This window comes from Altibacter sp. HG106 (assembly GCF_028561755.1).
Taxonomy (GTDB): Bacteria; Bacteroidota; Bacteroidia; order Flavobacteriales; family Flavobacteriaceae; genus DFVG01.
In genome coordinates this window covers 1-13,090 of sequence record NZ_JAQQTD010000007.1, presented here as the reverse complement: position 1 = coordinate 13,090, position 13,090 = coordinate 1, and the positions used below count along the sequence as shown (strand labels likewise).

Here is a 13,090-nt window from a genome sequence, read left to right as displayed (position 1 = left end):
CCCCTGGGTTCCTTTCCGAAACAACCGAATGGTGTTAACCAACCAAAAAACTAATCGTTTGCGCCTACTTTTTTCAAAAAGTCAATGTCGTTTTCAACCGTGAGCAGCAACAAACTAGTAGCCGTGCAAAATACCGGACTGGTAATACAATGATGCCCGTTCCAGCTTCCGTCGTCATTTTGAATTTTAAGAATTCGACCACTCATATCGTCATACCACTGCTTCCACTGATCGTCCTCGTTCACCAAAAGCGACTCTCCCGTTTGAAGAAAGCTCAGGAATTCTTCGCCTCCATTATTTCCGAAGCCATTCATCACCTCATCCTCCTGCGCCTTTTGTTTGGCAGATTCGTACACTTCATAGGAGGTAGCATAGCCCATCGCATCACTTTCAGCAAAACCCGCTTTCTTTAAGTTCATGGCATTCACTTCGGCATCTTCGGAAAGGATACCGTTTCGTTTTGCCCGCTCGATCGCCTTTTTGGCCTTCCGAGCTTTGGCAGCGCTTCCGCGTACACTACCGCTCACCGCGTACAACATGATTCCCGCGCCATCTTCGGTGCTCACGGCACCCGTATCTTTGTTGTAGTTTCCTTCCTGGTACTTCCGACTGCGATCCATCACCGCTTCATCCACCTGAACTCCCACGGCCTTGGCACTTTCCAGAGCACTAGTGGCTAATCCGCTTTGCAGCACTCCAGCCCATCCGGCACCCATTTGTTTTCCGGAAGCATCCGTTCCCGATTCAATTTTATCAATACAAACATCCAATCCGCGAGTAATTCGCTTTTTGTCAATGCCTTTTAAATTTCGATCTAACACATTTGAAAGCAATTGCGCAGTGAGTACGGCGTCAATGTTCTCTCCCAACTTTCGTTGAATTTGCGTACCGCGTACCTCAGTAATAAACGATTCATTTGCCTCGCTACTTTCAATCGTTTCGAGCAAAAAGAGCACGGCACGTTTCAATTGAAGAGCATAAGTACCTTTTTCGAAGGTGTTGCCGCTGCGCAGTAGCGCCTGTGCCACCATGGCCGTAGTTGCTGGATCGGCAGGTACTGCATGTGGATCTCGAACGTGTTGCGCATTGTGGCTTCCGGCCCCATAACCGCCATTGGGAAGTTGCGCCGCTGCTAGCCAACTCAAGCCATCACGAACGCTCAATAGGATGTTCTCGTTGGTTTTGTACTTGGCATAATTTGTAGAGGACTGCGATCCCATGGTCGTCATAAAAACACAACCCCGTTCTGCCAGTAAGGTGCGTTTGGTTTCGGGAGATGGCGTTTTTTCTAACACATCTGATAATACCCAAGTGCCCACAGCTAGGGGAAGTACTAGTAATATCCATTTTGCTTTCATCTTATTTCATTTTAAAGTTCGCTCCGAAAATAGCGTGTCGCAAATAGGCATGAAAGCAAGAATGAGGCAACCCGCACTCTGAATGAGGGAAGCAGTCGCAGGGCGATTAAACTTTTTCTTCCGAAGGAAGTCCAAGAGGTGTAATCTTTAAAAAATAGTAGTAATGAAAAAGTTAGTTACCGTACTTCTACTCTTCACTATAGTCGCAGTACGGGCCCAGGAGAAAAAAGAAGATCGCGCTTCTATGCGAAAAGAGATGCGACAGAAAATGAAGGAATTCACCCCTGAACAAAAGGCAGCGTTGCACGTCAAAAAAATGACATTGGCGTTGGATCTCAACAGTGCGCAACAATCGCAGCTGTTAGCATTGGAAACTACCAAGGCTACCGAAAGACAATCACAAAAAGCGGCGCGAAAACAACAGGGTGAACTTAGTTCAGAGGCGCTGTTTGAGCTGAAAAAGAATCGATTAGACCAACAGATTGCCTACAAAAAAGAAATGAAATCCATATTGACGGAAGCCCAGTTTCAAAAATGGGAAGAGGGTAAAAAACGGAAACATCGCATGAAAAAACATCGTAAAGGTCATAAAAAACGTTAAGATTTAATCATTTTGGCTTAATTGTTGTCTATTGTAAGACGCTATGTATTACATTAGACCCCTAAATAGGACGGCCATGAAACGATTTATGTTATTACTTACGGTAGTTTTCTTATCAATTCAGACGGTTGATGCCCAGAATCAACTTCGCCCTGAGGAAGCAGCCAAGAACAAATTAGCGCAATTAGATGCGAAACTAGATCTTTCAGGAGATCAGGAACGCACTCTTTTCCGTGCACTCGTAAGCCATGAAGTAGCTTTCAGAAAAGAAATTCAGGGAATGGATGAATCTACCAGTGCCTACAAGGCAGCGGTAAAAGAAAATGATGCGAAGTTACATGCGGCAATGAAAAAGACGCTCACAAGCACTCAATATACCGCTTGGATGGAAAGCAGAAATTAGTTCGTATTTTACAAATAAAAATAGACCCCTCAAACGTTGAGGGGTTTTTTTATGCTAGTGTTTTCGACACCTTCTCGCATGCAACTATGGTAGCATCGAGATCGTCATAGGTTAAGGCATCACAGAGAAACCAGGTTTCAAAGGCACTGGGAGCGATGTATATCCCCTCTTTCAGCATCCCGTGAAAGAAGGTTTTGAACGCGTCACCTGTGGCTGCCTTCGCCGCCGTTTCGAAGTCGGTTACAGGAGTTTCCGAAAAATGAACAGAAATCATCGAGCCGATTCGGTTAATGGTATAGGGTCGCGATGTCGCATCCAACACCTTCGCCATGCCTTTGTGTAGATATTCCGTTTTTTGTGACAGCGAGGAAAACACCTCCCTTTCATTGTTTAGTGCTGTTAACATGGCAAATCCCGCGGCCATAGCCAAGGGGTTTCCGCTTAGCGTTCCAGCCTGATACACGGGGCCTTCAGGAGCAAGGTGCCCCATGATTTCGGCCTTGGCAGCAAAGGCTCCCACGGGCAATCCACCGCCGATAACTTTTCCGAAGGTAACGATATCGGCACGCACATTCAAAAGCTCTTGAACTCCGCCGGGCGCCAATCGGAAGCCGGTCATCACCTCATCAAAAATCAGCAAAATATCATGGGCATCACAGAGCGCTCTGAGTCCTTCTAAAAATCCCTCCTTTGGGGGAATGCATCCCATATTTCCCGCTACCGGTTCTACGATAATACAGGCAACGGCGTCTTTATTAGCCTCCACGATAGTCGTAACGTGGTCGATATCGTTATAGCGCGCCAACAGGGTGTCTTGGGCTGTTCCTTGGGTAACCCCGGGACTGTTAGGGGTTCCAAAGGTAACGGCACCACTTCCCGCCTGAATCAGAAAGGAATCACTATGGCCGTGATAACATCCTGCAAATTTGATGATCTTTTCGCGTCCGGTATACCCTCTTGCGAGACGAACCGCGCTCATACACGCTTCGGTACCGCTATTGACAAAGCGAATTTTGTCAATATTTGGCACCATCTCGACCGCTAGAGAAGCGATCTTCGTTTCCAATTCGGTGGGCATTCCGAAGGATGTTCCTTTTTTGGCGTAGGAGATAACGGCTTCGAGCACGTCAGGGTGTGCATGTCCTAAAATCATAGGACCCCAAGAGTTGATATAATCTATCAATTGATTTCCGTCGGCATCATAGAGGTATGCGCCTTTGGCTTTTTCAACAAAGATAGGATCACCACCTACTGCAGTAAAAGCACGTACAGGCGAATTAACCCCACCGGGTATTACCTTTTTCGCGGCTGCAAATAAGGCGCTACTGCGTTGGTACAACATAAAAATTATTGATTTTTAATTGGACGCAAATATAACACTTGTCCTACAGAAATGGTATTGCTTGTGAGGCCGTTATACTCTTTTAACGTATCCACGGTCATATTGAATCGACGAGAAATACTGTAAAGAGTATCCCCTTTGCGGATGGTATAGGTTTCAATGGTTTCCCCTTGTTGGTTTTCTTCGGAATCGTACGAACCTCCTAACACCTCCTTATCGAAACGGGTAAGATCGTAGCGCTCGATGATGCTGATGAGCTTGTTGGGATATTTGGGATCCGTGGCATAGCCCGCTTTTTTCAAGCCTCGGGCCCAGCCTTTATAATCTGTTTTTTTCAGTGTGAAGAGATCTTGATAGCGACTGCGTTGCGTTAGAAACAAAGAATGATCTCGAAACGAATATTTAGGATCTTTATATTTTCGGAAGCACTCGCCTTTTTCATCATCATCGTGATACACCCTTCCCCCTGTCCAACCTTTATGGCATTTTATTCCGAAGTGGTTATTGGCCTTTCCGGTGAGCTCGCCACGGCCAGCGCCACTTTCCAAAATACCTTGAGCCAGTGTGATACTCGCGGGAATGCCGTACTGAAGCATTTCATCCTGGGCAATCTCACTGTAACTCGCGATGTACGCCGCAACGATCTCGGCATACGAGGCATTGGCATCGGGTTTTATCACCACGGTGCTGCCTTCTCTCTCGGTAGTGGTGTTCTGGATAACTACCTCCTCTTTTTTAGGCCGTTTGCTGACCCGTTCTGTCGTGGTTCGTTTTTTATAGGTCGTTTTTTTCTTCGCTTTACATCCTACAACGGAAAAGGTGACACAGAGAAGCAATACAAGTAGGTAACGCATTATGAAGTTAGAATTTGCGGCTTATTTTTTCGTTTCAATTGCTGATTCATACCGGCGATGCCTTGCAAGCCACCTGTATGAACGGCTAAAATACGGCTATTTTTAGGGAACTTCCCATTTTTAACCCAGTCAAAAAGTCCCCACATCATCTTTCCTGTGTAAACGGGATCGAGCTGAATATTATTTTGTAGCCGAAAGGTATTTATAAAAGATATAAGGGAGGGGGTTACCTTGGCATAGCCACCAAAACAATAGTCATCGGTAAGTATAACATTCTTCGAAGGGGCATATTTTTCAATCACTTCTGCCTGAAAGGTGCCTTTTAGGACAGAGAAGCCAAGCAGCTGCTGATGGGGTTTTGCGGTGGTTGCAATTCCCGCCAGGGTGCCACCAGTTCCAACAGAAACTGCGATATGCGTATACTGGTGATGAGGCTTCTTAATAATTTCGGCACAGCCTTTCACGGCAAGGGCGTTGGTGCCGCCTTCGGGAAGGATGTACACATCACCCCACTGTTGCTTCCATCCTTCAATGGATTCGGTACTGTCTTTTCTTCGGAACGCATTCCGGCTCCAAAATTCTAATTGCATTCCTTGTTCGTGTGCAAAGCGAAGCGTCGGATTCTCTAGAAACGAATTTTCTAGCTCATCCCCTCGAATGATTCCTATGGTAGGTAGATTCATCCTTTTTCCGACCGCGGCCGCAGCGGCAATATGGTTGGAATAAGCTCCGCCAAACGTTAACAATCCGGAACTTTTCTTGTTGAGTGCTTCTGCTACGTTGTACTTCAATTTTCGAAATTTGTTTCCGGAAATCTCAGGATGAAGCGTATCCTCACGTAAAAGATGCAAGCTAACTCCCTTTTCGGTCAAGAACTCAGCTTTAATTTCATCAACGACGACATCGTAGGTCGGTTCAAAAGAAAATGGCGACATCCTCATGCTTCAAAACTACGCAAATACTACGTATTTGATTATCAAGTAGTAAGATACACTGTGAGAATATCATCTGGGAAATTGCTAAAATAGCATGGAATAAATTCTAATTTTGGCAATTTGTTAGCTTTTCTGTTAATATTTAGTGTATTTCATCTATGTTTTTTGCGTTTTGTCGTTATTATTATTAGAATTGTGTTATGACAAAAAACCAAAAACCCAAATCTTATGAAACAACTACTACGCTCTATTACTTGCCCCTGCGTTGTAGTATCCCTGCTATTTGCGACCCAGCTTTATTCGCAAGTAGGAATAGGCACCACAACGCCTGACTCCGGAACCATTTTAGATATCACAAGTAGTGATAAGGCTATTTTGGTACCCCGAGTGAACATTTTAAATTTAGGTACCATTGCCCCTATCGTGGGTAGCTCAACAGAAAGCTTGTTGGTGTATAACACCAATACCACGACCGGACCCGGTTATTTTTATTGGGACGGAACACAATGGCGCTCACTTTCCGGGGACGATTGGGAACTCCTTGGAAACGATGGTACTGATGCCGACATCAATTTTGTGGGTACTACCGACAATGAAGCGCTTACCTTTCGTACCAATGATACGCAGCGATTTCGAGTCGCCAACGACTTTCAGGTACTAGCCATGGGAAACGGGACGCGGATACGCCCCTTCTACTCCTGGGATTCGGAGCGTACCATGGGATTCTGGAAACCTGGAGCCAATCAAATGAACATGTCTATTGAAGGCTATGATTTCTTCAACGCCAATGCCAACAATTCCGGTGGATCAGAATTGGAATGGACCTTTAATCCTATTGGAGATGATATTAATTTACGGGTGGAAACCGACAACCAAGAAAATGCCCTATTCGTAGATGGTAGCAGTGATAACGTGGGAATGGGTACTAATTCGCCCAATGGAAGCGCACAATTGGAATTGGCAGATATCAACAGAGGACTACTGATCAATCGTGTAGCACTTACCGCTACCGATGTGGCTGCGCCGGTTGTGGCACCTACATCAGGATTATTGGTATTCAATACAGCATCCGCTAGTAGCGGAAGCACCGAAGTACTTCCAGGATTCTACTATTGGGATGATGGGGAATGGATTGCCATGGGAGGAACTGGAGGCCGGGACTGGTCACTTCTGGGAAATGCTGGTACCAATAGCAGCACCAATTTTTTAGGTACCACCGATAATACGTCTCTGAGCTTTCGAACCAATGATGTACAGCGTATGCAGATTGCAGATGCTGGTACCGTAGGCATAGGAAGCAATCCTTATAACAATGCTGCTCTTCGTGTGAATAACCCCGCTCAACCGTATGGAGTTATTTCTGAAACCAATGGTACGGGAGTAGCACTTTATGGTTCTGATACGGGAACAGGCTTTGGGGTTTTTGGCACCTCTGCTAATAATCACGGAGTCTACGGAACCACAGCCTTTACCGGAAGCTCTTTCCTAATAGGAGGCATAATTGGCTGGGGTACGGGTGCTAATGGTGCCAATGGTGTGTTGGCCGTGAGTGATGCCATAGGAACTACCCGACAAAATATGGGGATAAGAGCCGTTTCTGGAAGCACAACTTCAATTTCTTCTGCCTCAAGCCTTCACTATAATGTGGGGGTCAATAGCAATGCTACCGATCTGGGATTGTATGTTCTTACGGAAAAAACCTCGGGAGATCGGGAAGCCGCACGCTTTCAAACCAACTATACCGGAAGCGCTATCGATGCCGATAACCGAGATCCAAGAGCTATGCTCGCCGGGTTTACGAACAGTAGCTACGTAGGAGGATCTTCTATGTATTACGGCGGATTCTTTTACAGTGGCGGCTCGAGCAGCAATTACTCGTATGCCTATGCAGGCGCTCGCTACGGGTCTACTCAATATAAGATTATTGGAAACGGCACTGTATCTACTATTGTTGATGGGGCCACGAATGGAGATCCTAAAAAAATCATGTTCGCCCCAGAGGCTCCCGAAGTACTTTTTGAAGACTATGGAACCGGAACTCTTCAAAATGGCGTCGCCAATGTCACAATCGATCCGATCCTTTCGAACAATATTGTAGTGAGTGAGCAACATCCCTTAAAGGTTTTTATTCAACTCGAAGGAGACTGTAATGGTGTTTACGTAACGAATAAAACACAAAGCGGCTTTACTGTTACAGAATTACAAGGCGGAACGAGTAGCGTTCCATTTTCCTGGCATATTGTGGCTAACAGAAAAGATTCTGAAGGAACAACTTCCGAAGCACGGTCGCTGTATACCGATTTGCGATTTCCCAATGCCCCTGAAGCGATCCTTCCCAATAACAACCGCGAGGACGGGATTCAGGAGAACAACACGGTACTATTTGAAAATACAAACCGCTGACCATTACCAATCTTATTTACTATTGAAACCCGTGATGCCAATCACGGGTTTTTTTTGATGTAAGAATTCAAGGAAAAGTTAGATACAATAAAACCACATTCCTACATTTTACGTAAGTATTTACTGACATATATTAATTTTTAATGCATTTCATCGATTTTTTAATGCATTTCAAAGATTTTTAAATGCTATTGTATCCCCAATTAATTAAGTATCAGACCATGATGAGTTATTACATAAGAAAAAGGTGTTGGCGCTATTTTCTATTTATTTCTTCATTTGCAGTGGTAACAACAACCGCCCAAGTGGGAATAAATACGACTTCTCCGGCAAGCGGTGCCCTACTTGATATTTCAGGTTCCAACAAAGGACTATTAACGCCTCAAGTGGCGCTTTCAGGAACCAACGATGTCACTACCATTACCCCCGCTGCATCTGTTGGACTCCTGGTTTACAACACGGTAACAGCCGGGGCACTTCCGGTTCAAGTTACCCCGGGTTTCTATTATTGGAATGGAACCCAATGGTCGCGTTTCTATAACCGGGGATATGGAATCAAATTTGATCAAAGCTCACAAACGACTGCAAGTGCGTTATCTTTTGTATACACCCAAATTGCTGGTTTGGATACGGGATTTATTAATGTGCCTTACTCCGGAACCTATCAAATTAGAGTTGAAACTGCCTATGCCTGTGGAAACTTATCCTCCACCACTTCCGAAGGAGTTGGCCAGGCTTCAGTGAGTTTAAATATGACTACGGGACTTTTAGGCCTACCGGTGCGCGTGAAAGAAAAGTATGTGACTTCCACTTCCAAACGAATTCAGACGACTACCTTGAACAGTTTACCCCAAAATACAACGATTATTTACACTGTAGACCTCGATGTTCTGGACACGTATCGTTTTAACGTAACCGGTAGAGAATGGTCACGCAATAATGTTGGCCTGGGTACCTTCGGTAAGGACACTAGCGGATATCCTGGTGCCAGTGGGGTTAATAATGCCCAACGAGGGTCCATTACCGTGACTTTGTTAAAACAACAATAAAATCAGTAATCTGCCTATTCTTCTATGAATGAAGCGATTTACATATCAACTGGATTAAGCATCTTACTATGAAACTTTTTACAATATTGAATCGGTTTTCAACCTTCAAAATCTCTTTACTACTGTGCGCTACAGTGGCCACCGCTCAGGTTGGGGTGAATACTACCACTCCAAATGCCTCGGCAGCTCTAGATATACGAAGTACCAATAAGGGTTTTTTAATGACCAAGGTAGCTCTTACAGGAACCAACGATAATACCACGATCAGCGGATCGCCCACTACCGGTCTCTTGGTCTACAATACCGCGACGGCAGGAAGTGTTGGAAATGAAGTGACACCCGGTTTCTATTACTTCGATGGCTCGATATGGAAACGCTTTTATACACAGGGCTATAATTTAACCTACGAGCAATCGGCTGAAGTGTTAGCAAGTACTACCAGCACAGAATATGTGATTCTTCCCGGACTCGATACCGGAGAATTTACCGTTCCTTTCAGCGGAACCTACCAAATTAGAGTGGAAGCTTTTTATTCCGCAGGGAACCTGATAAGTACAACTGGCGATGGCGCCACTCAAGGATCCATAAGTTTAGCCATGGCCGACATCAGTACCGGTGGCGGTGGCGGTGGAAGCGGTGACGACTGCACCGGAGGTGTTACGACCTATCCCTACAACGAGAGTTTTGAAAGCGGACTTGGCCTATGGACACAATCGGCGGCTGATTTTTTTGATTGGACCCGTGATGCGGGAGGGACCCCAAGTGGAAATACCGGACCCGCTGCAGCCTCCAATGGGAGCTGGTATATATATACCGAAGCATCGACCCCCAACTATCCAGATAGACAGACGATATTAACGTCTCCTTGTTTCAATTTAACCTCTTTGCCTGCCGCCACCTTTACATTCGACTATCATATGTATGGCGCTGCCGATATGGGAACCTTCCTTCTAGAGGTTAGTGATGATGACGGAGGAACCTGGACTCCTATATGGTCACAGACCGGAAATCAAGGGAACGTTTGGAACACACAGAGCGTAGATTTGTCTGCCTATATAGGAGGATCTATTCAATTACGATTCAATAGGACCACCGGCTCTACCTGGCAAGCAGATATTGCTATTGACAATATTAGTTTGACCAATACTGCGGTGACATCCTTTACCACATTGAAAGAAACGTACCTCACCTCTTCCTCCAAACGACTTGGTAGTACTACCGTGAATAACCTGGCGCAGAGTGCGAGCATCATCTATAATATCAATCTGGCCGCAGGAACGACCTATCGATTTGCAGTACGCGGAAGAGAATGGCTTCCAAACAATGTGGGTACAGCCACCTTTGGAAAGAACACCAGTGGCTATTCAGGAAGTAGCTCTGTAAACGACGCGCAGCGAGGAACCATGACAATTAGTCTAATTCGACAATTCTAACAAGACACCGATTTGCACCCCAATTCTCAAATAATAATCATGAAAAATATTACTTCACGCTTAATCGCACTTATATTATTGACAATGTCACTGCCTGCATCTTCTCAGGTGATCATTGGCGAAACGTCAACCGGCGATTACGAAACCATCGAAGATGGCGCTATTCTTCAGCTTAATAGCGACGACCAAGGCCTCATGATACCTAGAGTCGCCTTACAATCAAGAAATGACGCGACAACAATTTCACCTTCCAACGTAGAAGGCTTATGGGTGTATAATACCGCTACCATGGGAAGCGGTTTAAATCAGGTGTCACCAGGATTTTATTTTTGGAATGGAACGCAATGGGAAAAAATGTTCAATGAAGGGTTTACCGTTCAATATGAGCAGACAACTACAGAAAGAGCAGCAAATACAACTACAACCTATACCATTCCGGGGCTAGACCAGAATTTTGTGGCACCCTACACGGGCGTCTACGAAATTCATGTGAGCGGGTACATCGCTGCCGCAAACATGTCGAACACTTCCTATGAAGGTACCGTACATGGCTCCTACATGCTAGAAATAGATGGTGTAACCGTTGGGGAAAGCAATGTATCCTCAAACACCAAGAGAGCACCTACCAATGCCTTTCAAGCGCTAGGACGTCAAACCACCATCCAACATCAGGTGAGTCTAACTGAAGGTGTTAGCTACAACATTCGTGTGAGAGCCCGCCTATGGGATTGGATAAATGTCAACCCGAATAGTCTCAACGTATCTGGCTTGTGCGGTGGACCCACTACTGGCTATGCCTTTTTTGGTATCTGCTCGGGTCCTTATAACGGAAACGACGGTTTAACAGACAATGCGCAAGATGCTTATTTAACCATCACCTTATTACAACAACTCTAACATTTAAATACGCCTCAAATAATCTTATACCTACACAACAATGATCAACAAATTACTCAAAACCCCCGTAATAATTACGAGTTTACTTATGGCCGTTCTTTTCTTCGGAATGACTGCTTGTCAACAAAATCCTGAAGAAGCTGAAGGAAACTTAGGTACGAATCCAGATACTTCGCGAGACAGTGAAGGAGATACTTTTTCTATCGTGGCCTACGATAAAACCACCGGTCAAGTAGGTGGAGCCGCCTGTAGCTGTGTTTCCTATACAAACGGAATCGATTTTTTAAGTGACCTTATTACCGATGGCACCACAAACCCTGATAATATTGTAGGAGCTATTCACTCACAGGCAGCCTATAATGCTTCAACACAAACCATTGCGCGAAATAGAATGCTTGCCGGAGACACCCCACAGCAGATCATTAACGCAACGGTAGCGGCTGACGGAAATTCCGCTAGCCGACAATATGGAGTCGTTGGTGTGGATAATCCAGGAGCTGCCGGATTCTCAGGTGCCTCCAATGGAGATTATAAAAACGATCAACAAGGTGATAACGCCTTATATACCTATTCCATTCAAGGAAACATTTTAGACACCGCCAACGGACAGGATTTATTAGATGACATGGAAGCTATTTTCAACAATACAGAGGGCACCTTAGGAGATAAGCTTATGGCTGCGCTTCAAGCGGCTAAGCGTGTTGGGGGAGACAGCCGATGCCAATCCAGAGGAAATAGCGGTAGAACGGCATTTGTGCAAGTTCTTTCTCCCGGTGAGACAAGCCCGGGACTTATATATGATATTGGCGACACTACCGCTGCTGTTGCAGATTATATTGAACCTATTGATATCTTGCAATGTCTGTATGACATTGGAGAAAACACACCTCATTGCCGACAAACGGTAAATACATTCCCATATGCAATGGACTTTGAAGAAACCATTTGGGAGCAGGAAGTTATTACCTGTAACACCAACAGTTCTTGGATTCGAACCCGTCACTCGACACCGTCCAATGGTACGGGACCTACTGGGGCCAATCAGGGCACTCTATATACCTTTGTAGAAGCTTCCAATATTGATGGACAAGGAACAGCACCTAGAAATGCAATGATTGGATCACCCTGTTTTGAATTTCCTTCCGGACACACTGTTTCTATGACCTTTGATTATCATATGCTTGGAGCAAATATGGGAACACTTTCTGTGCAAGCTAGTGATGACGGTGGATCTTCCTGGAATACACTATGGAGTAGAACCGGCGATCAAGGTGCTAGTTGGGTGAATGATGAATTCATCGATCTATCCGCTTATGCCGGGAGCACCGTTAAAATTAGAATAAATGCCCTTTTAGGGAATGGCTTTGCCAGTGATATGGCTATTGATGATATCCAAATTACTACGACTGAAATCGCCGCCTGTACTGGCCCTATTAAAACATGGAATGGAAGCTCTTGGTCTCCAAGTGGGGCTCCAGATAGCACCAATCCGGTGGTGATAGACGGCACCTACGATACAGATATCCATGGAATACTTGATGTGTGTACCCTTACGGTGAATACGGGAGAGACGCTGACGATTGCGGCAGACGATTATGTGCGTGTAAACGCTGATATTACCGTTGATGGAAGTTTGTTATTAGAACATACAGGAAGTCTGGTTCAGGTTGAAGAAGATGCCTCAGTGACCAATAATGGGACAATCAATGTTGCTGTTTCTACTCCGATCCTTCAAAAACGTGACTTTATGGTCATGGGAAGTCCGATGGACGCAGAAACACGTAACGATGTGTTCAACAGTGCCTTTTTAGTACT

11 protein-coding genes are annotated in these 13,090 nt (G+C 45.2%); 7 read left to right on the top strand and 4 right to left on the bottom strand.

Annotated elements, in window-relative coordinates:
- Positions 1-50 precede the first annotated feature (50 nt).
- Positions 51-1,358, bottom strand: a complete 1,308-nt coding sequence (locus tag PO830_RS12280; protein WP_272853877.1) for a hypothetical protein — start codon at positions 1,356-1,358, stop codon at positions 51-53.
- Between the two features lie 163 nt (positions 1,359-1,521).
- Here PO830_RS12280 and PO830_RS12275 point away from each other — a divergent pair, with 163 nt between their 5' ends.
- Both PO830_RS12275 and PO830_RS12270 read left to right on the top strand, forming a co-directional pair.
- Positions 1,522-1,959: a hypothetical protein gene (locus PO830_RS12275; protein WP_272853876.1), complete on the top strand. Its 438-nt coding sequence runs from the start codon at positions 1,522-1,524 to the stop codon at positions 1,957-1,959.
- 76 nt (positions 1,960-2,035) lie between these two features.
- Positions 2,036-2,362: a hypothetical protein gene (locus PO830_RS12270; protein WP_272853875.1), complete on the top strand. Its 327-nt coding sequence runs from the start codon at positions 2,036-2,038 to the stop codon at positions 2,360-2,362.
- A 49-nt stretch (positions 2,363-2,411) separates the two neighbouring features.
- On the opposite strand, the gene hemL is transcribed toward PO830_RS12270, so the two are convergent.
- From hemL to PO830_RS12255, 3 genes are read right to left on the bottom strand one after another with little or no spacing between them, the layout of a single operon-like run.
- A complete protein-coding gene (gene hemL / locus PO830_RS12265) occupies positions 2,412-3,704 on the bottom strand; it encodes a glutamate-1-semialdehyde 2,1-aminomutase (protein ID WP_272853874.1) in 1,293 nt (430 codons plus the stop codon).
- 5 nt (positions 3,705-3,709) lie between these two features.
- Positions 3,710-4,558: a glucosaminidase domain-containing protein gene (locus PO830_RS12260; RefSeq protein WP_272853873.1), complete on the bottom strand. Its 849-nt coding sequence runs from the start codon at positions 4,556-4,558 to the stop codon at positions 3,710-3,712.
- Entirely contained in the window at positions 4,558-5,493 is a 936-nt protein-coding gene (locus tag PO830_RS12255) for a 1-aminocyclopropane-1-carboxylate deaminase/D-cysteine desulfhydrase (RefSeq protein WP_272853872.1), read from the bottom strand. Before PO830_RS12255 ends, PO830_RS12260 begins: the two co-directional genes overlap by 1 nt.
- Before the next feature lie 228 nt (positions 5,494-5,721).
- Between PO830_RS12255 and PO830_RS12250 the strand changes: the two genes are divergently transcribed.
- From PO830_RS12250 to PO830_RS12230, 5 genes are all read left to right on the top strand, one after another.
- The gene (locus PO830_RS12250) at positions 5,722-7,896 is read left to right on the top strand and encodes a hypothetical protein (protein ID WP_272853871.1); all 2,175 of its coding nucleotides are present in this window, start codon (positions 5,722-5,724) and stop codon (positions 7,894-7,896) included.
- Between the two features lie 305 nt (positions 7,897-8,201).
- Positions 8,202-8,945, top strand: a complete 744-nt coding sequence (locus PO830_RS12245) for a hypothetical protein (protein ID WP_272853870.1) — start codon at positions 8,202-8,204, stop codon at positions 8,943-8,945.
- Between the two features lie 68 nt (positions 8,946-9,013).
- Entirely contained in the window at positions 9,014-10,378 is a 1,365-nt protein-coding gene (locus PO830_RS12240) for a choice-of-anchor J domain-containing protein (RefSeq protein ID WP_272853869.1), read from the top strand.
- Between the two features lie 39 nt (positions 10,379-10,417).
- On the top strand, positions 10,418-11,275 hold the full coding sequence (locus tag PO830_RS12235) for a hypothetical protein (protein WP_272853868.1): 858 nt from the start codon (positions 10,418-10,420) through the stop codon (positions 11,273-11,275).
- An 88-nt stretch (positions 11,276-11,363) separates the two neighbouring features.
- Positions 11,364-13,090: DUF1028 domain-containing protein (locus tag PO830_RS12230; RefSeq protein WP_272853867.1), on the top strand; the 1,727-nt coding region annotated here is incomplete at its 3' end.

What these genes read in the sequence shown, in the direction of transcription:
- PO830_RS12280 (WP_272853877.1), bottom strand. Translation starts at nt 1,358, where the DNA reads ATGAAAGCAAAATGGATATTACTAGTACTTCCCCTAGCTGTGGGCACT.
- PO830_RS12275 (WP_272853876.1), top strand. Translation starts at nt 1,522, where the DNA reads ATGAAAAAGTTAGTTACCGTACTTCTACTCTTCACTATAGTCGCAGTA.
- PO830_RS12270 (WP_272853875.1), top strand. Translation starts at nt 2,036, where the DNA reads ATGAAACGATTTATGTTATTACTTACGGTAGTTTTCTTATCAATTCAG.
- hemL (WP_272853874.1), bottom strand. Translation starts at nt 3,704, where the DNA reads ATGTTGTACCAACGCAGTAGCGCCTTATTTGCAGCCGCGAAAAAGGTA.
- PO830_RS12260 (WP_272853873.1), bottom strand. Translation starts at nt 4,558, where the DNA reads ATGCGTTACCTACTTGTATTGCTTCTCTGTGTCACCTTTTCCGTTGTA.
- PO830_RS12255 (WP_272853872.1), bottom strand. Translation starts at nt 5,493, where the DNA reads ATGTCGCCATTTTCTTTTGAACCGACCTACGATGTCGTCGTTGATGAA.
- PO830_RS12250 (WP_272853871.1), top strand. Translation starts at nt 5,722, where the DNA reads ATGAAACAACTACTACGCTCTATTACTTGCCCCTGCGTTGTAGTATCC.
- PO830_RS12240 (WP_272853869.1), top strand. Translation starts at nt 9,014, where the DNA reads ATGAAACTTTTTACAATATTGAATCGGTTTTCAACCTTCAAAATCTCT.
- PO830_RS12235 (WP_272853868.1), top strand. Translation starts at nt 10,418, where the DNA reads ATGAAAAATATTACTTCACGCTTAATCGCACTTATATTATTGACAATG.